Source organism: Delftia sp. WSY_22 (assembly GCF_043104185.1).
Classification (GTDB): Bacteria; Pseudomonadota; Gammaproteobacteria; order Burkholderiales; family Burkholderiaceae_C; genus Comamonas; species Comamonas tsuruhatensis.
On record NZ_JBICKN010000007.1, the window covers coordinates 376,649 to 396,065 of the forward strand.

The following is a 19,417-nucleotide window of genomic DNA, read 5'->3' on the forward strand; positions in this document are numbered from 1 at the left end:
CATGCGGTCCCTGTGACCTCCATCGAATCCTCCACGGCCGCCGCGCAGGGCGTGGCCGTCCAAGCCCGGCAGCTCAAGCGCATCCACGGCGAGCGCGCCGTGCTCCAGGACATCAGCCTGCAGATCGCCCCCGGCGAGGTGCTGGCCCTGCTGGGGCCTTCGGGCTGCGGCAAGACCACCCTGCTCAAGATCCTGGCCGGGCTGGAGCAGCCCAGCCGCGGCGAAGTCTGGATGGGCGGGCAGTGCGCGGCCAGCGCCTCGCAGTCCCTGCCGCCCGAGCGGCGCGAGCTGGGCCTGGTGCTCCAGGACCATGCGCTCTGGCCCCATATGAGCCTGCAGGCCAACGTGGCCTTCGCGCTGGAAATGCGCGGCCTGCCTCGCGCGCAGATCCACGAGCGGGTGCAGCAGACCCTGGGCCTGGTCGGGCTGCAGGGCATGGGCGAGCGCCTTCCCGGCAGCCTGTCGGGCGGCCAGCAGCAGCGCGCGGCGCTGGCCTGCGCCGTGGTGGAGCGCCCGCGCCTGGTGCTGCTGGACGAACCCCTGTCCGGCCTCGACGGCAACCTGCGCGAGCGCCTGTGCGAGGAAATTCCCCGGCTGCTGCGCAGCCTGGGTTGTACGGCCGTCTATGCGACGCAAGACCGCCAGCAGGCCTTCGCCGTCGCCGACCGCGTGGTCGTGATGGAGCACGGCCGCATCCTGCAACCGGGCAGCGCCCGGGGCCAGGCGCCGGCCCCCGTGCCTTGCGAGGCAGACCTATGGCCTATGGCCGGGCACCTGTGCAGCGCAGCATAGGAGGGGCATGGCCGGTCTCGGTTCGGATGACGGTGAAAAAAGCACGGTCGTTCTAAATTCCTGCATTTTTGGCTACACTGTGCCGCTACACGAACCGCCCACCAGGAGACCCGCCATGTCCGATCTGAACGCCGCCTTCGAGGCCGCCGTCAAGAACTCCACCTCGATCAGCGAGCGCCCCGACAACGCCACGCTGCTCAAGCTCTACGCGCTGTACAAGCAGGCCACCGAAGGCGACAACGAGGCCAAGAAGCCCAGCTTCACCGACATGGTCGGCCGCGCCAAGTGGGACGCCTGGGAAAAGCTCAAGGACACCTCGGCTGACGACGCCAAGCAGCAGTACATCGACCTGATCGAATCGCTGCGCTGATCAACACCACCACCGATCGCAGACACAGGCAAGGCCCCGGACTCCGGGGCCTTGTCGTTTCCGGCCAGGCCACACCACACTATGTCAAAGAGTGGAGCGCTGGAAACTGGCGCGGCCCAACTCAGGGACGCCGAGCAAGAGCCACCTCGCGGCGGGGGCGCCCAGCCGAAGGCGTCGTCCCCCTCCGCGAAGCGAGAAGGGGGAAGCGGCGCAGCCGCTCAGGGGGATCAATATTTGTTCGAGAAGTTGGCGCTGATGCGCTGGCGCAGATATTCCGCGCCCGTGATGGGCGGGTACTTCTTTTGCGGGCCCTCGATCACCGCGTCCTCGTTGGCCTGGCAGAAGAAGGCCAGGCTGTAGCGCGCGCCCTGGTATTCATGGGGCAGGGGATTGCGCACGCGGTGGAAGTTGCTGGGCAGCTGGTCGTCGCTCCAGCGCGTGAGCATGTCGCCGATGTTGCAGGTGATCACGCCCTCCACGGGGTCCACGGGCGTCCATTGCTGGCCCTCCATCTCCTTGCCCGGCAGCACCTGCAGGCCGCCCTGGCCCGCGCGCTGGAACAGCAGGGTCAGGCAGTCGAAGTCGGTGTGGGCGCCTGCGCGCCACAGGCCCAGCTCATCCTTGAGCGCGGGGTCGACCGCAAAGTAATGCAGCATGCGCAGCGTGCTCTGGTAGGCGGGCACCGAAGGGTCGTGGGCGCGCGTGAAGAAGTCCGCATCGAAGCCCAGCTTGTGCGCAAAGCACGACAGCAGCTGCATGCCCACCTGCCAGCACTGGCGCTCAAAGTCCAGCGTGGCCTGCTGAAAGCCCGGCAGCTCCTGCTGCGTGGGCCACAGGCCGGCCATGCGCGGGCGCGTCACCTGGTAGGACTCCTTCTGGTCGGGCGTGCGCGTGGAAGGCCGGATCTGCGCCTTGTGCTCCCAGCCCGCATTGCGCGACAGCGGCCACTGCGCCTTCACCTCGCGCGGCAGCGCGAACAACTGCTCGGCACGCCCGAAGGCCGCATCGATATCGGGCTGGGGAATACCGTGGCCCGACACCTGGAAGAAGCCGATCTCCACCGAGGCCTGCCAGATCGCATCGGCGATCTCGGCCTTGCGGCGGTCGAAGTCGGAGATATCGATCACCCGCACCTCCCGTGCGCGCGTCTCCTGCCCCTGGCCGCCCATGCGGGCCTCCTTGGCGAGTTCACCCAGCGCGTAATCTGACGCCGGTGCCGAAGGCAGGGTGGGGTTGGCAAGCATGTTCATGGTCTGTTTCCTTTGCCGCAAAGGCAGTGGCAAGGCACGCGGCGGCCGGCGCAAAAAGACACCGATCCCGCCCGTCGCTCTTGAAGTGGCTGACAGGGCACAGGTCGCAGCCACGCCGCTCCCGCACCCGCTTCAAGAGCAATGACCCGCGCCGGCACAGGCCGGCAAGCTGAACGCTTCTACTCTTGCCAACCACCCAAGCAAACAGCGCGCCAGCCCGCGCAGGCCGGTTCGTCGCTGCGCGCGTTCCATCGTGGTGCAGCAGCCCACAGAAATCGTGGTGCATGCCCGTATCTCGTCGGTGGTGCACCAAGGTGATGCATGCAGCCCGCTTCCTTCAAAACCGGCGCGGTCAAAAGCCAGGGACGCCGAGCAAGAGCCGCCTCGCGGCGAGGGCGTCGTCCCCCTCCCTTGCGAAGCAAGTAGAGAGGGGGAAGCGGCGCAGCCGCTCAGGGGGTGGTACGCCATTTGCATACAAGGACGAACGAGTAGAAGCGTTCAGCACGCGCCCAGTGCGCGTTGCCCGGAAATTGCTCATGTCACGCCAGCCGCCCGGCCCCATGCCAGCGGCCGGTCCCCATGTTGATAGCGACTGAGAGTTCCACCATGCAACGCCGCCATTTCCTTGCCGCCGCCGCCCTTCCCGCTGCCAGTGCCGTGATGCCCGGTGCCTTCGCCCAGGGCAAGGCGCTGACACCGCTGAAGTTCACGCTGGACTTTCGCGTGACCTCGCAGACCGCGCCCTTTTTCGTGGCGCTGCAAAAGGGCTACTACCGCGACGAGGGGCTGGACGTGAGCATCGACGTGGGTTCGGGCTCGGTGGCATCCATCACGCGGGTGGCCAGCGGCGCCTACCAGCTGGGCCTGGGCGACATCAGCTCGCTGATCGAGTTCAACGCGCAGAACGCGGGCGCGGCGCGCGTGCAGGCCGTCTACCAGTACTACAACCGCGCGCCGTTCGCCATCATCGGCCGCAAGGACCGGGGCATTACGGGCGAGTTCGCCAGCCTCAAGGGCAAGAAGGTGGCCGCCGCCGCCGTGGAGTCCACGCGCCGCGTCTGGCCCCTGGTCGCGCAGCGCCAGAACCTGCCGGCCGACCTGTTCGCCTGGACCACGACGGAGTTCTCGGCGCGCGACAACGTGGTGGTGCGCGGCGATGTGGATGCGGCCACCTATTTCCATGACTCGGCCGTGTCGCTGTTCGCACGCATCAAGCCCGAGGAGCTGTCGGTGCTGCGCTACACCGATGCGGGCGTGCAGCTGTACGGCAATGCCATCCTGGCCTCCAGCGCTCTGGTGGCCGAGCAGCCGGCGCTGGTGGCGGGATTCCTGCGTGCCAGCAACCGCGCCCTCATCGAATGCCTGGCCCAGCCTGCGCTGGCCGTGGCCGCCGTGCGCCAGCGCGAGCCCATCCTGGATGAAAAGCTGGAACTGGCGCGCTGGGCCATCACCTCGCAATACCTGGCCGCGCCCGATACGCAGCGCCACGGCCTGGGCGACATCGACCCGCAGCTGCTGGCCCGCCAGGCCGAGCAGGTCAGCCAGGCCTTCGGCCTCAAGGCACCCGTGTCGGCCGATGCGCTGTTCAACCGCAGCCTGCTGCCGCCGCTGGCCGCGCGCATGGCCAAGGCCTGAGGGAGTGCACATGGACCACGCCACCGTTTCACTGCCCCTTGAGGCCTCGCTCGACGAGCGCGACGGCCTGTACCTGCGCCGCGCCATCGCCATGGCCGACCGCGCGCGCCAGCGCGGCAACCGCCCTTTCGGCGCACTCATCGTGGCCGCCGATGGCCGCGTGCTGGCCGAGGCCTCCAACGCCAACGGCGAGAGCGGCGACTGCACGGCCCATGCCGAGCTGTCGGCCATCCGCCTGGCCAGCCCCCTGCATGACCGCGAGGCGCTGTCCGCAGCCACCTTGTATTCATCGGCCGAGCCCTGCGTGATGTGCGCGGGCGCCATCTTCTGGTCGGCCATAGGCCGCGTGGTCTACGGCATAGACGCCGTGCGCCTGCGCGAATTCCGCGGCGAGCGCCTGGACCAGAAGGATGCCGAGCTGTCCTGCCGCGATGTGTTCGCCGCCTCGTCCCACGCCATCGAATGCATAGGCCCGGCGCTGATCGGCGAGGCCGCCGCATCGCACCAGGGCGCCTGGAAAAGCTGACCCGGCCCCGTTCCGTCCCCACCGTTTCTTTTGACCACCAGAGAGGAAGCCCACCATGCAAAAACGACTGTTCCTGCACACCGTCCTGGCCCTGTCCGCCAGCGCGGGCCTGGCAATGGCCCAGACACAGGCCCACGCGGCCACGCCGCTGAAGTTCCAGCTGGACTGGCGCTTCGAGGGGCCGGCCGCCTTCTTCCTGCAGCCGGTGGCCAAGGGCTACTTCAAGGACGCGGGCCTGGATGTCACGGTCGATGCCGGCAGCGGCTCGGGCGGCGTGGTGCAGCGCGTGGCCTCGGGCGCCTATGACCTGGGCTTTGCCGACATCGCGGCGCTGATGGAGTTCCAGGCCAACAACCCGGACATGCCCAACAAGCCCGTGGCCGTGATGATGGTCTACAACAACACGCCGGCCTCGGTGATGGCGCTCAAGAAAAGCGGCATCGCCAAGACGGCCGACCTCACCGGCAAGAAGCTGGGCGCGCCCGTGTTCGATGCGGGCCGCCGCGCCTTCCCGCTGTTCGCCAAGGCCAACCAGGTCGGCACCGTGCAGTGGACGGCCATGGACCCGCCGCTGCGCGAGACCATGCTGGTGCGCGGCGACGTGGATGCCATCACGGGCTTCACCTTCACCTCGCTGCTGAACCTGGAGGCGCGCGGCATCAAGGCCGCCGATGTGGTGGTCATGCCCTATGCGGACTTCGGCGTGAAGCTGTACGGCAACGCCATCATCGCCAGCCCGAAGCTGATCAAGGAGAACCCGGCCGCCATCAAGGCCTTCCTGCAGGCCTTCGCCAAGGGGGCCAAGGAAGTCATCGCCCACCCGGGCGCGGCCATTGCCTACGTGAAGGAGCGCGACGGCATCGTCAACACCCAGCTGGAGACGCGCCGCCTGCAGCTGGCCATCGACACCGTGGTCAACAGCGCCGACGCGCGTGCCGAAGGCTTTGGCCAGGTCGTGCCCACACGGCTGTCGCTGATGGCGTCGCAGGTCTCCGATGTCTACGCCACCAAGACGCGCGTGAACCCGGCCGAGGTCTGGAACGGCAGCTTCCTGCCGTCTGCGGCCGAGCTGAACATCCTGCCCAAGAAGTGACGACAAAGTGATTGACACCGTGCGCGTGCGCCAGCGGGTGGCGTGCACGGCCCTTGCCTGCTGCCTGACATGAATTCCTCCACATCCCACGGCGATGACGACGCCTTCTTCGTCGAGTTCCGCGACGTCTGGCTTGCCTACAACGAGGAGCTGCTGCGCGCCAACCACTTCGCGGTCGAGGCCATCGACCTGCAGGTGCGGCGCGGCGAGTTCATCGCCATCGTCGGCCCCTCGGGCTGCGGCAAGTCCACCTTCATGAAGCTGACCACGGGGCTGAAGATGCCCTCCATGGGCCGTGTCATGGTCAACGGCGAGCGTGTGACCGGGCCGCTGAAGATCTCGGGCATGGCCTTCCAGGCGCCGTCGCTGCTGCCCTGGCGCACCACGGTGGACAACGTGCTGCTGCCGCTGGAGATCGTGGAGCCGCACCGCTCGCAGTTCCGCCAAAAGCGCAAGGAGTACGAGGCGCGTGCGCGCGCCCTGCTGCAGAAGGTGGGCCTGGGCGGCTACGAGGACAAGTACCCCTGGCAGCTGTCGGGCGGCATGCAGCAGCGCGCCAGCATCTGCCGCGCGCTGATCCACGAGCCCCAGATGCTGCTGCTGGACGAGCCCTTCGGCGCGCTGGACGCCTTCACGCGCGAGGAGCTGTGGTGCGTGCTGCGCGACCTGCAGGCCGAGCAGCGCTTCAACGTCATCCTGGTCACGCACGACCTGCGCGAAAGCGTCTTCCTGGCCGACACCGTGTACGTGATGAGCAAGAGCCCGGGCCGCTTCGTGGTGCGCCGCGACATCGAGCTGCCGCGCCCGCGCGAGCTGGAGCTGACCTACACGCGCGAATTCACCGACATCGTGCACGAGCTGCGCGGCCACATCGGCGCCATGCGCAAGACCGGCGCGGCCATCCAACAATAGAACGGGGGAGATTCACATGCACAAGAAATACGCGGAACGCTGGGCGCCCTGGGTGCTGCTGCTGGCGGTCATCCTGCTGTGGCAGGTCATCTGCTCGGCCTTCGAGGTCTCGGAATTCATCTTCCCCAGCCCCTGGGCCATCGGCCGGCAGCTGGCCGAGTTCAGCGGCATCATCGCCGCCCACGCCTGGCGCACCTACTGGGTGACGATGGCGGGCTTTGGCATCGCCATCGTGGTGGGCGTGCTGCTGGGCTTTCTGATCGGCTCCTCGCGCCTGGCCTATGCGGCGTTCTATCCGCTGATGACCGCCTTCAACGCACTGCCCAAGGCGGCCTTCGTGCCCATCCTGGTGGTCTGGTTCGGCATCGGCGCGGGACCGGCCATCCTCACGGCCTTCCTGATCAGCTTCTTTCCCATCATGGTCAACATCGCCACCGGCCTGGCCACGCTGGAGCCCGAGCTGGAGGATGTGCTGCGCGTGCTGGGCGCCCGGCGCTGGGACGTGCTCATCAAGGTCGGCCTGCCGCGCTCCATGCCGTACTTCTACGGCTCGCTGAAGGTGGCGATCACCCTGGCCTTCGTGGGCACCACGGTCAGCGAGATGACCGCGGCCAACGAAGGCATCGGCTACCTGCTGGTGTCGGCCGGCTCGTCCATGCAGATGGGCCTGGCCTTTGCAGGCCTCATCGTGGTGGGCGCCATGGCCATGGTGATGTACGAGCTGTTCAGCGCCATCGAAAAGCGCACCACGGGCTGGGCCCGGCGCGGCTCGCAGGGCGAGTGAAGGAGAATCCGGCCATGACGCCCGCACCCGCGACGACACCTTCCATGACGCCCCTGACCGACGAACAGGCGGCCCGCCAGCTGCGCCGCGCAGGCGCCGTGGCCGAGCGGGCCATGGCCATGGGCCGCCACCCCTTTGGCGCGCTGCTGCTGGCGCCCGACGGCGAGACCGTGCTGGCCGAGCAGGGCAACATCGACACGGTGAACCATGCCGAGTCCACGCTGGCGCGCACGGCCGCCGCCAACTATCCGGGCGCCTACCTGGCGCAGTGCACCCTGGTCACCACCTTCGAGCCCTGCGCCATGTGCGCCGGAACCATCTACTGGGCCGGCATAGGCCGCGTGCTCTACGGCGCCGAGGAAACGGCGCTGCTGGCGCTGACGGGCAACCATCCCGAAAATCCCACGCTGTCCCTGCCCTGCCGCGAGGTCTTCGCGCGCGGGCAGCGCAGCGTGCAGGTCGTGGGGCCCGTGCCTGCGCTGCAGGAGGAGATGCTGGCGCCGCACCGGGGCTTCTGGCAACAGGGCTGAGCCGCCTGCGCGGGCGGCTCAACTGCGGCAGCCGGCCAGCGCGTCCAGAGGCTTCTGGTAGGTGGGGCTGGTCACGTCCAGCAGGCCCAGGGTGGTGTGGTAGAGGTTGTCGTGCGACAGCGGCGCGTCCAGCTGGCCGCGCACGCAGCGTTCGGACACGCCGGTGCGCTCGCCCAGGTTGCCCAGCCAGGCGATCATGGGAATGTGCTTTTGCTCGTCGGGCGCCATGGCGTAGGGCATGCCGTGCAGGTAGATGCCCATCTCGCCCAGCGACTCGCCGTGATCGGACATGTAGACCATGCCGGTCTGGTAGCGCGATTGCTGGCGCGTCAGCCAATCGATGGTCTGCGACAGGAAATGGTCGTTGTAGCGGATGGAGTTGTCGTAGACATTGACCACCTGCTCGCGCGTGCAGCTGGACAGCGCGTTGGTCAGGCATTCGGGCTGGAAGACCTTGGTCTCCGGCGTGGAGCGCTTGTAGTAGGCCGGCCCGTGGCTGCCCATCTGGTGCATGACCAGCACCACGCCGCGCTCGCGGCGCTCGCGCGGCAGCGCGGCGATGCGTTCGTCGATGCCGCTGAGCAGGATGCCGTCCAGGCATTCTCCATCGCTGGAGCACAGGGCCTTGCCGTCGGGCGTGTCCAGGCGGTCGGCCGTGCTGGCGTTGGGAATGCGGTCGCACACGCCCTTGCAGCCGGCCTGGTTGTCCAGCCACAGCACGGCCAGGCCGGCGCTGTACAGCACGTCCACGAGGTTGTCGTAGTCCACCTTGCTCTTGTAGAAGCCGGTGCGGCCCAGGTGCGAGAACATGCAGGGCACGGATTCGCGCGTGCTGGTGCCGCAGGAGGTCACGTTGCTCCAGTTGAGCACCTGGCGCCTGGCCAGCTCGGGCGTGGTGTCGCGCGCATAGCCGTTCAGGCCCCAGTTGGCGGCGCGCGCCGTCTCGCCCACGACGATGACGAACAGCGGCGGCTTGCGCTCGGCCGCATAGGTGGCCCCCAGCGTGGCGCCGGCCGCGATGCTGGCGAACGGGCGCTTGGGCCGCAGGATGGGCTTGAGCACCGCATCCAGCGAGGCCAGCACCGGGCTGACCGGATTGAGCATGTGGCGCATCCACAGGTTGTTGCGGACCACGGGCGCCAGCTCGCGGTACGAGACAAAGACCGAGGCCGCCAGCAGCAGCACCGAGGCGGCCAGCAGCGCCAGCGTGCGCAGCACGGTCTGCATGCCGCGGCGCGGGCGGATGACGCGCAGCCGCAGCAGCCAGGCCGTGGGCAGGCCGGCCACCAGCAGCAGCTGCAGCAGCAGCTGGGGGTTGAACAGGTCGCTGCTCTCGCGCAGGTCGGTCTGCAGGATGTTGTTGATCATGCCGCCGTCCATCACCGTGCCGTAGGCGGTCATGAAGTACTGGGCCGCGCCGGCAATCCAGGGCAGGGCAATCCACAGCGGCTTCATGCCGCGCGGCCAGGCCGTCAGCGACAGCAGCAGCAGCAGGCCGCCCAGGCCCAGGGGCAGCAGCCGCAGCACCAGGGCGGCCAGGCTGCCGTCATAGCCTTCCAGGTGGGGCAGGCGCCGCCACAGCGCCCAGTTGGCGGTGGCCAGCAGCCACAGCGCCAGCACCAGGGCCACGGCCTGGGGCGAGCGCGGTGCGGTCCAGGCCGTGCGCAGCCGTGCCGCGAGGCTGGCGGGGGCCGCCTGGGCAGGCTGGGCAGAAGATGGGGCCGGGGCTTGGCCGGTGCCGGAGGAGCCGGCAAAGGGGGGGCGGGCGAGCAGGCGTTCTGACATGGCCGCGAGCGTAGAATTCGCAGCTTAAGAACATCTGAACCCCGCGTTCAGACTCCGTTCAGCTTGAACCCCTGCCGCCCCCCTTGCGCCACGCTTGTACCGTCCGTATCCGGTGCGCATCCTGATGTGCGAAGGCCCAACCTCCCATGCGAATCCTGCTGGTCGAAGACGATGAGGCCCTGGCCCAGGCGGTGGGCAGCTATCTGCGCTCCAAGGCCTTTCTGATCGACAGCGTGCCTTCTCTGGCCCAGGCGCGCGCCTGCCTGGCCGGTGCCAGCTACGCGGCCGTGCTGCTGGACCTGCACCTGGCCGACGGTGACGGCCTGGCGCTCATGCCCACGCTGCGCCGGCTGGCGCAGCCTCCCGTCACCATCGTGCTGACGGCCCGCGACCAGGTCAGCGACCGCATCCGCGGGCTGGACGCGGGCGCCGACGACTATCTGGTCAAGCCCTACGACCCCGAGGAACTGCTGGCCCGCCTGCGCGCCGTGAGCCGGCGCGGCGGCGGCATGCAGGCCGGGCAGGACGCCGTGCTGCGCATGGGCACGCTGGAGATCGACCTGGCCCGTGAAATGGTGCGCGACGCCGGCCGCACCCTGCTGCTCACGCCCAAGGAATGGGCGCTGCTGCGCGTGCTCACGGCCCAGCCGCAGCGTGTGCACGCGCGCGAGCATCTGCTCGATGCGCTCTACGGCTTCGATGCCGAGGCCGACAGCAACACGCTGGAAGTGTTCATCAGCCGGCTGCGCCGCAAGCTCGGGCGCGACCGCATCCTGACCGTGCGCGGCACCGGCTACCGCCTGGCCCTCGAGCATGGATGAGCCGCAGCGCTACAGCCTGGCGCTGCCGCCCCGTCTGGCAGACCAGCTGGCCCGCGAGCTGACACTGGCCCTGGCCGCCGTCTGGCTGGCCTGCGTGCTGGCGCTGGCCTGGTATGTCAGCCACATCGTGCACCACAACTTCGACCAGGAAATGATCGACAGCGGCCACCGCCTGCTGGAGGTGGCCGTGCACCAGCTGGAACAGGAAGACCACTCGCGCGAGGGCGTGCAGCGCCCGCATGTGGCCTCGCAGCCGGGCGACGAGGCCGAGGATCTGGTCTACCAACTGCAGGACGGCCGCGGCAACGTGCTGCTGCGCACCCAGGCCGCCCCCGTGGCGGCCTTTGCCGTGCCCATGCGCGAGGGCTTCTACGAGCGCGAGGGCTGGCGCATCTATGTGGTGGCCCATCCCCGGCAGCCGCTGTTCCTGATGCTGGCCGATCCCATGGTCGAGCGCAGCGAGGCGCTGCAGCGGGCGCTGCTGGCGCTGGGCTCGGTGATGCTGGTCATGCTCGCCCTCATGGGCTGGGCGCTGCGCGTGACCGCGCGGCGGCGCCTGCGCGTGCTGCGCGACATGCAGCTGCAGCTGAGCGAGCGCGGCGGCTCCAACCTGGAGCCGCTGGACCTGGACGCCATGCCGCGCGAGCTGTGGCGGCTGGGCCGGGGCATCAACCACCTGATGCAGCGCCTGTCGCATGCGCTGCAGGTGGAGCGCTCCATGGCCGCCAATGCGGCCCACGAGCTGCGCACGCCGCTGGCCGTGGCCACGCTGCGCCTGCAGACGGCCCTGGACCGTGGCGTGGACAACGCCGACGTGCGGGCCGCGCACGAGGCGCTGGAGCGGCTGAGCCAGCGCACGGAAAAGCTGCTGCAGCTGTCGCGCGCGGCCTCGGGCTCGGCGCTGGCGCAGGACGATGTGCGGCTGGACACGCTGGCCAGCATGGTGGCCTCCGAGTTCTGGCAGCAGGACGAATCCACCCAGCTGCGGCTGGATGTGGTGCTGCCCGAGCAGCCCTGCGGGCCGGTGGCGGGCGACGTGGACACGCTGGCCATTGCCTTGCGCAACCTGGTGGAGAACGCGCTGCGCTACAGCGATGGCTCGGAGGTGCTGCTCGAAGTCTGCGACAGCCATACCGTCCAGGTGCGCGACGAGGGGCCGGGCATGGACGCCGTGGCGCTGGGCACCGCGCGCGAGCGCCATGTGCGCCATGTGGACGATCTGCGCCTGCCCCAGGGCGCCGTGCGCGAACTGGCATCGCCGGGCTATGGCCTGGGCCTGTCCATCGTGTCCATGATCGTGGCCCAGCACGGCGGCAGCCTGGAGCTGCAGTCGCCACCGCCTGGCAGCTCCAGCGGCCTGCTGGCACGCATTCAGTTGCCGGGGCGCGATCCGTCCGCGGATCCCGACGCCCCGGCCTGATCCGGGGCGCAGGCAGACGGCAGGGGCGCATCGGCGGGCATGAGACCGCACAGCCTTGTGTTGCGCTGCAAGGCAGGCAGGGCGGCCAGTTTCTCTACCTCGGCATAGAAACGCTGCCAGCCCTGGGCGGCCTCGCCGCCGGCCTGGGCCGGCGCCTGGGTCTGCGCCTGCTTCCACAGCGCGGTGAAGGCCGGCACCCAGTCGTCATAGGCGGCCAGCGCGCCGAAGCTGGCGTTGTTGGCATCGGCCACCCATTGGTCCAGCCGCGCCTGGTTGCGGTCGTAGAGCTGGCGCTGTGCGTCGGTCGTCAGCAAGGCTGCATCGGCGCTGCGCCATTGCGCACGCAGCGCAGCGTAGTCGCTGCGCAACTGCTGGTAGATCTGCGCCTTGGCCTGCTGCATGGCGGGGCCGCGCTGCGGGTCCTGGTACAGCTGCTGCAGCGCCTGGCGCGTGCGCCCGGTCAGTGCCCGCCACTGCGTACGCCGCAGCTGGCTGGACTCCCAGCGCGCGCGGGCGGCTGGGCCGGCCTCGGTGGCCAGCCACAGCGTTGTGCCCAGGCGCTCCACGGTGGTGGCAAAGGATTCGTTGAAGGCGGTATCGCCGGCCACGTAGACCACCTGGTGGGCCAGCTCATGGAACAGCAGGCCGGCGAACTCGCCTTCGCCCCAGCCCACGAAGGTGTTGAGCAGCGGATCGCCCCCCAGCCAGTTCAGGTAGCCCAGCGTGGAATAGGCGGGCACGCCGTAGCTGCCGGACTCCAGGCCCTGGTCGGCCAGCAGCCGGGCCTGGGCCACGGCGTCTGCCTCGGAAAAGTAGCCCCGGTAGCCCACGCAGCCGGCCACGGGAAAGCACCAGCGGTGCAGCTCCAGGCTGTCGGGCGGCGCGGCCACCACGTTCCACACGGCAAAGGGCCGCTGCAGATCGGCGTAGCGGCGGTAGCTGGCGTTATCGGGCAGGCCCAGCCGTTGCACGGCGAAGCTGCGCATGCGCTGGGCCGCAAGCAGGCGCTCGCGCAGCGCGGGTGCCAGGTTGTCGTCCTGCAGCCAGTCGTCAATGGGGCGGCTGGCCTGCAGCAGGTGTATCTGGCCGCGCAGGCTTTGCCAGTAATAGCCCAGGCCGTCGCCGCCGGCCCCCGTGCTGGCACAGCCGCCCAGCAGCAGGCCTATGCCCGCCAAAATCGCGGGCAGGCCGCGCCTGACTACACTCAAGCCTTCACGCACCCTTGGCCCCCTTGCTGCTTTCATGGACTTCTTCACGCTGGCGATCATTGTCTTCATCGCAATCTACCTTCTCAAGACGCAGGAGCAGCGCCGGCATACCCTGCTGCTGGCCCAGTATCTGGGGCGTTTCCAGATAGAGAAGCTGATGGGCGGCCTGATCGAAGGCTATCTGCGCGCCCTGGGCGAGAACGACGAGCAGCGCCGCGCCCAGATCTGGACCGTGCTGGACAACACCGAAACCAGCCTGGTCGAGCAGTTCCAGCGCTTTGCCAAGGAAATGGCCTCGGCCGATCCGCAGCTCACGCGCGTGAGCACGCTGCCCGTGGCGCTGCCCTATCTGGACCGGCTGTTCCCGTCGTCCGGCTTCGATCTGCGCGAAGCCATGCAGCTGCATGCGCGCGGCATTGCCTCCGTGCGCGTGGCCGACAGCGCCACCGAGGAAGAACGCCGTGCGCGCGCCTTCATGATGACGGCCGAGCTGTTGCTCATGCAGTACACCTGTCATTGGTTTTGCAAATCGCGCGCCGTGGCATCCCTGCGGCTGGTCGCACGGCACAAGACGCCCTTCGAGCAAGTGCTTGCTTCGGTGAGTGACCAGACACGGCGCGACTACAGGCAGCTGATCGCCTGATCGCCACCTCTGTGGCGGGGCGCCATGCCCCGCCATGCACAGCCCAGGCTGCGATTGACGCAGTGCGGCTTGCTGTCAAAAATGAACGCCATGACACAAGTGCTGAGCTCCATCGAGGCGCGGCTGGCGTCTCTCCCTATTCCCGTGGCCGTGATCCTGCCGTCCGGCCAGCGCGCCGGTCCTGCGGATGCGCAGGTGGTGCTGCATTTCCAGTCCATGGCGGCCATGGCCAGCCTGGCGGCCGGGCAGATAGGGACACTGGGCAGTGCCATCGTGGAGGGGCTGGTACGCATCGATGGCCGCATGCGCGACGTGATGGCGGTGGCCGCCAGCCTGCTGCAATCCGATCCGGTGCGCGGCACATCGCACTGGTGGGTGCATGCCATGGCCCGCATGCGCTCCATGGCCGCGCACACGCTGGCGCGCGACGCCCAGCAGATCCAGTTCCACTACGACATCTCCGACGACTTCTACGGCCTGTGGCTGGACCCGCGCCGCGTCTATTCCTGCGCCTACTTCCGCGATCCGCAGATGACGCTGGCCCAGGCCCAGGAGGCCAAGCTCGACCACATCTGCCGCAAGCTGGACCTGCGGCCCGGCGAGCGTTTCCTGGACATCGGCGCGGGCTGGGGCGCGCTGCTGCTGTGGGCGGCCGAGCATTACGGTGTCACGGCCACGGGCATCACGCTCTCGCACAACCAGCACCGCCATGTGCAGCAGCTGATTGCCGAGCGCGGCCTGCAGGGCAGGGTGGACATGCAACTGCTGGACTACCGCGCGCTGGCGCCCGGCCAGCCCTTCGACAAGATAGGCTCGGTGGGCATGTTCGAGCATGTGGGCCAGGCCCAGCTGCCCGAGTACTTCCAGACCGTGCACCGCCTGCTGCGCCCGGGCGGCATGGCGCTGATCCACGGCATCACCGCGGGCGGCGTGGACAACACCCAGCTGGGCGCGGGAATGGGCGAGTTCATCGACCGCTACATCTTCCCCGGCGGCGAGCTGATGCATGTGAGCCGCGTGCTGCACGACATGGGCCACAGCGGGCTGGAAATGGTGGACACGGAGAACCTGCGGCCCCACTACGCACGCACGCTGTGGAACTGGTCCGACGCACTGGAGGCCCAGCTGCCGCAGGCGCAGCGTATCCTTGAGCAGCATGCCGATGCCGAAGGTGCCGCCAAGGTGCTGCGCGCCTACCGGCTCTATCTGGCGGGTTGCGCCATGGGCTTCGAGCGCGGCTGGATCGCCCTGCACCAGATGCTGTGCACGCATCCCGACGGACGGCTGCAGTCGGGGTCCATGGTGGGAGCCCAATCGGACTATGCTTTCAACCGCGAGTACATGTACCGCTGAGTGCATGACACGCCACACAGAAAAAGGATAGCCATGCTCTACAAGTTCAAGTCCCGTGCCACGGCCGACGTCATCATGCTCGAATCCAACGGCCGCCAGGTCCTGGAGATCGTCGGCAAGACGCCCGGCGCCAGCGGCATCATCACCGTCCAGCAGATCCCGGCCGCCATCGATGCGCTGGAAGCCGCCGTGGCCGATGACGATGCCCGCCGCAAGGCCAACCAGGAAGAGGATGCGCAGGATGGCGACCAGGACAATGCCGCACCGGGCGCACGCGATGCCGTCAGCCTGCGCCAGCGCGCTGCGCCCATGATCGACATGCTGCGCCGCAGCGCCGCCGAGAACAGCGACGTCACCTGGTAAGCCGGAGGCCCCCGCTGGCCCGTCAGGCGTTGATGCCCTTCATGCCTTCCTCCGTATAGCGCTGCCCGGCCACGGGCAGTTCGTCGCTGGCGCGCCGCAGCTCGTCCAGCTCGCCGGGCGTCAGTGCCACGGACAGCGCGCCCAGGTTGTCCTGCAGATGGGCGATGCGCCGGGTGCCCGGAATGGGCACCACGTCCGGCCCCTGGGCCAGCAGCCAGGCCAGGGCGATCTGCGCAGGCGTGCTGCCCTTGCGCTGCGCCAGGGCCGATACGGCACCCACCAGGGCCTGGTTGGTGTCGATGTTGCCGGGCTGAAAGCGCGGCAGGCTGGCGCGGAAATCGCCCTGCTCGAAGGCCGTGCCGCCATGAAAGCGTCCCGTGAGAAAGCCGCGCCCCAGCGGCGAATAGGCCACCAGCCCCACGCCCAGCTCGCGGCAGGCGGGCAGCACCTCGTCCTCCACCTCGCGCGTCCACAGCGAATACTCGGTCTGCACCGCCGCCACCGGGTGCACGGCATGGGCGCGGCGCAGCGTGGCTGCGCTGACCTCGCACAGGCCGATGCGGGCGATCTTGCCTTCCTGCACCAGGCCCGCCAGGCCTTGCATGGTCTCTTCGATGGGCCGCGTGGCATCGACGCGGTGCACGTAGTACAGGTCGATGCGCTCCACGCCCAGGCGCCGCAGCGAGTCCTCGCAGCTTTGCCGCGCGTACTGCGCGCTGTTGTCGATGCTGCGCCGGTACTCCCCGGCCTTGCGCACGATGCCGAACTTGGTGGCGATCTTCACGCGCGGGCGGCGCGATGCCAGGAAGCGGCCGATCAGCTCCTCGTTGTGGTGCGGCCCGTAGACATCGGCCGTGTCCAGGAAGTCGATGCCGGCCTCCACGGCATGGTCCAGCGCCTGCAGCGCCAGGGCGTCGTCGCGCGGGCCATAGAACTCGCTCATGCCCATGCAGCCCAGGCCCAGGGCGGATACCTGCAGATCGTGGCCAAGTGTGCGTTGTTGCATTGCATATCCTCTTGCTGAAACAAGGGGCCAGTATGGTTTTCCGGGGTGGGCTTGCCTACTGAGAAAATCGCGCTTCGATCTTCCATTTCCGGAAAACATTTCCGCAAAGGCTCTCCGCAAGGGCTTTCCAGGAAAACCAAGGAGCACTTCATTGCAGTGGGACGACGCCCGCATCTTCCTGGCCATTGCCCGCGCTGGCAGCCTGAGCGGCGCCTCGGCCGCGCTGGGGCTGGGCGTGGCCACGGTCTCGCGCCGGCTGGACCGGCTGGAGTCCGCGCTGGCCATGCCGCTGTTCAGCCGCCACCAGAGCGGCTATCGGCTCACGGCCGACGGCCAGGCGCTGCTGGCCCCGGCCGAGACGCTGGAGCAGGCGGCCCAGGCCCTGGGCGATGCCGCGCAAAGCCAGGCACAGGTGGCGGGCGTGGTGCGGCTGGCCACGGCGGAGAACCTGGCCAACCCGCTGATCGTGCCCTCGCTGGCGCAGTTGTTCGCGCGCCATCCGGGGCTGCGCGTGCAGCTGGTCAGCGGCGTGCAGACGCTGAACCTGCACCGGCGCGATGCCGACCTGGCCGTGCGCCTGACCCAGCCCGAGGCCGGCCACGTCACGATCCGGCGCCTGGGAACGCTGGGTTTCGGCTTGTACGGATCGGCCGGCCATGTTGCTGGCCGCGCTGGCCGAAGCGGCCCGGACCCCTTCGAAGGCGACGCCTTCATCGGCTGGGACGACAGCCATGCCCACCTGCCCGCCGCACGCTGGATGGCGCGCGCCCTGCGCGGGCGTCCCTGCCGGCTGGAGACCAACACCCTGTCCGCGCAGCTGGCCGCGGCCCAGGCGGGCCTGGGCCTGGCCGTGCTGCCGCATTTCCTGGCGCGGCAGGCGGGGCTGGTCTGCGTGGAGCCGCAGCTGGGCGCCGACCAGCCGATCTGGCTTGCCATGCATGCCGACCTTGCCCAGTCGCGGCGGGTGCGGGCCGTGGCGGACCACCTCATTGAACTGTTCGAGCGGCGGCATGCCGAACTCGAAGGCCCGGCCTGAGCCGCAGCAGGGGCCGCGCGCCGTGTTAAACACGCACGCAGATTGCGAGAAAGAAAGGACTTCCATGCACCGCCTCCGTCATTCCTCCCGATTCCTGCCCTGGCTGGGCGCGCTGGCCGCCACGCTGGCGCTGGCCGCCTGCGCCGACAGGCCCAAGGCGCCCACCGGCCCGCAGGCGCCCCCGGGAGCGGCGGCGGCCGTGTATTCGCTGCTGTTTCTGGACAACGCCTCCAACCTCGGCCCCAAGGCGGCGGCCTACTGCATAGGCAACGGCCGGGGCTGGGCGCTGCTGGACCCCGATGCCGGCACGCTGGCCCTGCTCAGCGGCCAGAGCCAGGTGCGGCCGGCTTCGGCCTGCGACGTGGGCAAGGGCGGCGAGCAGGTGCTGGACCGGGCCAGCGGCCGGCCGGCGCTGATGTTCGGCGTCGAGCTTGTGCACTGCACGGCCTCGGGATCGCAATGCCTGATGCGCGGCAGCTACTACGAAGGTCCCGGCAACACGCAGAGCAACCTCTACAACGCAAGCCAGCGCGGCGGCAGCTGGCAGGCCGTGATGGCGCTGCGCGGGCCGGCGCCCTGAACCCTGCATCGCCGCTGTCGCGCCGTCCCCGCCAACGAAAAAGCCCGGCCGAAGCCGGGCTTGATCGTGGTTGCAACTGGGCGATCCGTCGCGGTGGTGGTCCTCGGGATCAGTCGGCGTAGGTGCCGGCTGCCTTGATGACCTTGCCCCACTTCTCGATCTCGGCCTGGACGAACTTCTTGTGGCCTTCGGGTTCGATGCGGCCGTCGCTGGCGATCACGGCGCCCAGGGCTTCCTGGCGCTTGATGAACTCGGGGTCCTTGAGGGCGGCCTTCATGGCCTCGTTGACCTTCTTGACGACGTCGGCCGGCGTGCCCTTGGGCGCGTACAGGCCGTGCCAGATGGTGACCTGGAAGTCGGGCACGCCCACTTCGGCCAGCGTCGGCAGGTCCTTCAATGCGGGCATGACCAGGCGCTTGGGCGTGGTCACGGCATAGGCCTGGACCTTCTTGGCCGTGATCTGGCCCGTGGTGTTGGTGGTCTGGTCGCACAGCAGGTCGACCTGGTTGCCGATCAGGTCGGCGATGGCCGGCGCGGCGCCCTTGTAGGGCACGGGCGTCATTTCGGTCTTCATGGCCGCCTGCAGCATCAGGCCGCACAGGTGGGAGGCGGAACCGATGCCGGCATTGGCCAGGTTGACCTTGCCCTGGTTCTTGCCGATCCAGTCCTTGACCTCGGCGAAGTTCTTGGCCGGCAGGCTGGGGCGGCCGATCAGGGTCATGGGCACGTCGTTGATGATGCCGGCGTACTCGAAGTCGTTGAGCACGTTGAACGACAGCTTGCGGTACAGCGACGGGATCGTGGACATGCCGATGTGGTTGATCAGCAGCGTGTAGCCGTCAGGGCGGGCACGTGCAGCCTTGGCCGTGCCGATGGTGCTGCCGGCGCCGTCGGCGTTGTCCACCACGATGGTGGCATTGTTCAGATGCTTGCGCATGGACTCGGCCAGATCGCGGGCCACCTTGTCGGTCGGGCCGCCTGCGGTGAACGGCACGATGAGGGTGATCGTCTTGCCTGCGGCAGGATAGTCCTGCGCATGAGCGCCAATGGCTGCGCCGGCTGCCAGGGCGATGGCTGCGATCTTGAACAATGCTTTCATAGTGTCTCCAGGTGAATGGCGTGCAAATGATAGGGGGCGATGCGTTTTCGCCCTAAAGGGCAAACACGCAAAAGAAACCGAATGCACGAGGAGACGAATTTTAAGAATTGTTTCTATTGCGCCGCAGCAGATTCCCTTGCCATTGATCTAGTGCAAACCCTTGGAGGCTTGACAGGCGTCATGTTTTCAGGGATTGCGCCGGCTGCGCGGC

The 19,417-nt window shown here is 68.7% G+C and carries 20 protein-coding genes; 15 read left to right on the plus strand and 5 right to left on the minus strand.

Translation table 11 applies throughout. The features are described from left to right. Positions 1 to 12 precede the first annotated feature (12 nt). Together ACF8NF_RS06775 and ACF8NF_RS06780 are read left to right on the plus strand one after the other, a co-directional pair. Positions 13 to 792 carry an ABC transporter ATP-binding protein gene (locus ACF8NF_RS06775; protein ID WP_017407671.1) on the plus strand — a complete coding sequence of 260 codons (780 nt, stop codon included), beginning with the start codon at positions 13 to 15 and terminating at the stop codon, positions 790 to 792. 115 nt (positions 793 to 907) lie between these two features. Continuing rightward, positions 908 to 1,162, plus strand: coding sequence for an acyl-CoA-binding protein (locus tag ACF8NF_RS06780; RefSeq protein WP_012203065.1), 255 nt, complete (start codon positions 908 to 910; stop codon positions 1,160 to 1,162). A 227-nt stretch (positions 1,163 to 1,389) separates the two neighbouring features. On the opposite strand, the gene ACF8NF_RS06785 is transcribed toward ACF8NF_RS06780, so the two are convergent. Further along, a complete protein-coding gene (locus tag ACF8NF_RS06785) occupies positions 1,390 to 2,412 on the minus strand; it encodes an isopenicillin N synthase family oxygenase (RefSeq protein WP_016451933.1) in 1,023 nt (340 codons plus the stop codon). A gap of 606 nt (positions 2,413 to 3,018) precedes the next feature. Here ACF8NF_RS06785 and ACF8NF_RS06790 point away from each other — a divergent pair. The 6 genes from ACF8NF_RS06790 (at position 3,019) to ACF8NF_RS06815 (ending at position 7,892) form a co-directional block, all read left to right on the plus strand. Then, positions 3,019 to 4,047, plus strand: a complete 1,029-nt coding sequence (locus tag ACF8NF_RS06790) for an ABC transporter substrate-binding protein (RefSeq protein WP_016446613.1) — start codon at positions 3,019 to 3,021, stop codon at positions 4,045 to 4,047. 10 nt (positions 4,048 to 4,057) lie between these two features. Then, positions 4,058 to 4,573: a nucleoside deaminase gene (locus ACF8NF_RS06795; RefSeq protein ID WP_012203068.1), complete on the plus strand. Its 516-nt coding sequence runs from the start codon at positions 4,058 to 4,060 to the stop codon at positions 4,571 to 4,573. A gap of 55 nt (positions 4,574 to 4,628) precedes the next feature. Next, the gene (locus ACF8NF_RS06800; RefSeq protein ID WP_392450309.1) at positions 4,629 to 5,666 is read left to right on the plus strand and encodes an ABC transporter substrate-binding protein; all 1,038 of its coding nucleotides are present in this window, start codon (positions 4,629 to 4,631) and stop codon (positions 5,664 to 5,666) included. 69 nt (positions 5,667 to 5,735) lie between these two features. Beyond that, on the plus strand, positions 5,736 to 6,578 hold the full coding sequence (locus ACF8NF_RS06805; RefSeq protein WP_017406667.1) for an ABC transporter ATP-binding protein: 843 nt from the start codon (positions 5,736 to 5,738) through the stop codon (positions 6,576 to 6,578). A gap of 16 nt (positions 6,579 to 6,594) precedes the next feature. Further along, complete coding sequence (locus ACF8NF_RS06810) at positions 6,595 to 7,362, plus strand: ABC transporter permease (protein WP_012203071.1); 768 nt, start codon at positions 6,595 to 6,597, stop codon at positions 7,360 to 7,362. Positions 7,363 to 7,376: 14 nt separating this feature from the next. Then, positions 7,377 to 7,892 carry a nucleoside deaminase gene (locus tag ACF8NF_RS06815; RefSeq protein WP_074920674.1) on the plus strand — a complete coding sequence of 172 codons (516 nt, stop codon included), beginning with the start codon at positions 7,377 to 7,379 and terminating at the stop codon, positions 7,890 to 7,892. A gap of 18 nt (positions 7,893 to 7,910) precedes the next feature. Here the strand turns inward: ACF8NF_RS06815 and ACF8NF_RS06820 are convergent, their stop codons facing one another. Continuing rightward, a complete protein-coding gene (locus ACF8NF_RS06820) occupies positions 7,911 to 9,677 on the minus strand; it encodes a phosphoethanolamine transferase (protein WP_252651550.1) in 1,767 nt (588 codons plus the stop codon). Between the two features lie 146 nt (positions 9,678 to 9,823). Between ACF8NF_RS06820 and ACF8NF_RS06825 the strand changes: the two genes are divergently transcribed. Together ACF8NF_RS06825 and ACF8NF_RS06830 are read left to right on the plus strand one after the other, a co-directional pair. After that, the gene (locus tag ACF8NF_RS06825; protein WP_016446608.1) at positions 9,824 to 10,498 is read left to right on the plus strand and encodes a response regulator transcription factor; all 675 of its coding nucleotides are present in this window, start codon (positions 9,824 to 9,826) and stop codon (positions 10,496 to 10,498) included. Further along, positions 10,491 to 11,918 (plus strand): ATP-binding protein, encoded by a 1,428-nt coding sequence (locus ACF8NF_RS06830; protein ID WP_392450311.1) that lies wholly within the window; start codon positions 10,491 to 10,493, stop codon positions 11,916 to 11,918. Before ACF8NF_RS06825 ends, ACF8NF_RS06830 begins: the two co-directional genes overlap by 8 nt. Here ACF8NF_RS06830 and ACF8NF_RS06835 read toward each other — a convergent pair. Beyond that, positions 11,870 to 13,138, minus strand: a complete 1,269-nt coding sequence (locus ACF8NF_RS06835; protein WP_392450402.1) for an aminopeptidase — start codon at positions 13,136 to 13,138, stop codon at positions 11,870 to 11,872. The two genes, ACF8NF_RS06830 and ACF8NF_RS06835, sit on opposite strands and share 49 nt — an antisense overlap. Before the next feature lie 22 nt (positions 13,139 to 13,160). On the opposite strand from ACF8NF_RS06835, the gene ACF8NF_RS06840 reads away from it, so the two are divergent. The 3 genes from ACF8NF_RS06840 to ACF8NF_RS06850 are packed head-to-tail and all read left to right on the plus strand — an operon-like array spanning position 13,161 to position 15,485. Continuing rightward, positions 13,161 to 13,769, plus strand: coding sequence for a hypothetical protein (locus ACF8NF_RS06840; RefSeq protein ID WP_016446605.1), 609 nt, complete (start codon positions 13,161 to 13,163; stop codon positions 13,767 to 13,769). 24 nt (positions 13,770 to 13,793) lie between these two features. Then, on the plus strand, positions 13,794 to 15,122 hold the full coding sequence (locus ACF8NF_RS06845) for a class I SAM-dependent methyltransferase (RefSeq protein WP_392450312.1): 1,329 nt from the start codon (positions 13,794 to 13,796) through the stop codon (positions 15,120 to 15,122). 33 nt (positions 15,123 to 15,155) lie between these two features. After that, complete coding sequence (locus tag ACF8NF_RS06850; protein ID WP_016446603.1) at positions 15,156 to 15,485, plus strand: DUF1840 domain-containing protein; 330 nt, start codon at positions 15,156 to 15,158, stop codon at positions 15,483 to 15,485. A 22-nt stretch (positions 15,486 to 15,507) separates the two neighbouring features. Here the strand turns inward: ACF8NF_RS06850 and ACF8NF_RS06855 are convergent, their stop codons facing one another. Beyond that, positions 15,508 to 16,491 carry an aldo/keto reductase gene (locus ACF8NF_RS06855; RefSeq protein ID WP_047472828.1) on the minus strand — a complete coding sequence of 328 codons (984 nt, stop codon included), beginning with the start codon at positions 16,489 to 16,491 and terminating at the stop codon, positions 15,508 to 15,510. Positions 16,492 to 16,642: 151 nt separating this feature from the next. On the opposite strand from ACF8NF_RS06855, the gene ACF8NF_RS06860 reads away from it, so the two are divergent. Both ACF8NF_RS06860 and ACF8NF_RS06865 read left to right on the plus strand, forming a co-directional pair. Further along, entirely contained in the window at positions 16,643 to 17,527 is an 885-nt protein-coding gene (locus ACF8NF_RS06860; protein ID WP_392450314.1) for a LysR family transcriptional regulator, read from the plus strand. Positions 17,528 to 17,591: 64 nt separating this feature from the next. After that, positions 17,592 to 18,107 (plus strand): hypothetical protein, encoded by a 516-nt coding sequence (locus tag ACF8NF_RS06865; RefSeq protein ID WP_016446600.1) that lies wholly within the window; start codon positions 17,592 to 17,594, stop codon positions 18,105 to 18,107. Between the two features lie 109 nt (positions 18,108 to 18,216). Here the strand turns inward: ACF8NF_RS06865 and ACF8NF_RS06870 are convergent, their stop codons facing one another. Further along, positions 18,217 to 19,206, minus strand: a complete 990-nt coding sequence (locus ACF8NF_RS06870; RefSeq protein WP_016446599.1) for a tripartite tricarboxylate transporter substrate-binding protein — start codon at positions 19,204 to 19,206, stop codon at positions 18,217 to 18,219. Positions 19,207 to 19,417 lie beyond the last annotated feature (211 nt).

What these genes read in the sequence shown, in the direction of transcription:
- ACF8NF_RS06780 (WP_012203065.1), top strand. Translation starts at nt 908, where the DNA reads ATGTCCGATCTGAACGCCGCCTTCGAGGCCGCCGTCAAGAACTCCACC.
- ACF8NF_RS06785 (WP_016451933.1), bottom strand. Translation starts at nt 2,412, where the DNA reads ATGAACATGCTTGCCAACCCCACCCTGCCTTCGGCACCGGCGTCAGAT.
- ACF8NF_RS06790 (WP_016446613.1), top strand. Translation starts at nt 3,019, where the DNA reads ATGCAACGCCGCCATTTCCTTGCCGCCGCCGCCCTTCCCGCTGCCAGT.
- ACF8NF_RS06795 (WP_012203068.1), top strand. Translation starts at nt 4,058, where the DNA reads ATGGACCACGCCACCGTTTCACTGCCCCTTGAGGCCTCGCTCGACGAG.
- ACF8NF_RS06800 (WP_392450309.1), top strand. Translation starts at nt 4,629, where the DNA reads ATGCAAAAACGACTGTTCCTGCACACCGTCCTGGCCCTGTCCGCCAGC.
- ACF8NF_RS06805 (WP_017406667.1), top strand. Translation starts at nt 5,736, where the DNA reads ATGAATTCCTCCACATCCCACGGCGATGACGACGCCTTCTTCGTCGAG.
- ACF8NF_RS06810 (WP_012203071.1), top strand. Translation starts at nt 6,595, where the DNA reads ATGCACAAGAAATACGCGGAACGCTGGGCGCCCTGGGTGCTGCTGCTG.
- ACF8NF_RS06815 (WP_074920674.1), top strand. Translation starts at nt 7,377, where the DNA reads ATGACGCCCGCACCCGCGACGACACCTTCCATGACGCCCCTGACCGAC.
- ACF8NF_RS06820 (WP_252651550.1), bottom strand. Translation starts at nt 9,677, where the DNA reads ATGTCAGAACGCCTGCTCGCCCGCCCCCCCTTTGCCGGCTCCTCCGGC.
- ACF8NF_RS06825 (WP_016446608.1), top strand. Translation starts at nt 9,824, where the DNA reads ATGCGAATCCTGCTGGTCGAAGACGATGAGGCCCTGGCCCAGGCGGTG.
- ACF8NF_RS06830 (WP_392450311.1), top strand. Translation starts at nt 10,491, where the DNA reads ATGGATGAGCCGCAGCGCTACAGCCTGGCGCTGCCGCCCCGTCTGGCA.
- ACF8NF_RS06840 (WP_016446605.1), top strand. Translation starts at nt 13,161, where the DNA reads ATGGACTTCTTCACGCTGGCGATCATTGTCTTCATCGCAATCTACCTT.
- ACF8NF_RS06845 (WP_392450312.1), top strand. Translation starts at nt 13,794, where the DNA reads ATGCCCCGCCATGCACAGCCCAGGCTGCGATTGACGCAGTGCGGCTTG.
- ACF8NF_RS06850 (WP_016446603.1), top strand. Translation starts at nt 15,156, where the DNA reads ATGCTCTACAAGTTCAAGTCCCGTGCCACGGCCGACGTCATCATGCTC.
- ACF8NF_RS06855 (WP_047472828.1), bottom strand. Translation starts at nt 16,491, where the DNA reads ATGCAACAACGCACACTTGGCCACGATCTGCAGGTATCCGCCCTGGGC.
- ACF8NF_RS06865 (WP_016446600.1), top strand. Translation starts at nt 17,592, where the DNA reads ATGCACCGCCTCCGTCATTCCTCCCGATTCCTGCCCTGGCTGGGCGCG.
- ACF8NF_RS06870 (WP_016446599.1), bottom strand. Translation starts at nt 19,206, where the DNA reads ATGAAAGCATTGTTCAAGATCGCAGCCATCGCCCTGGCAGCCGGCGCA.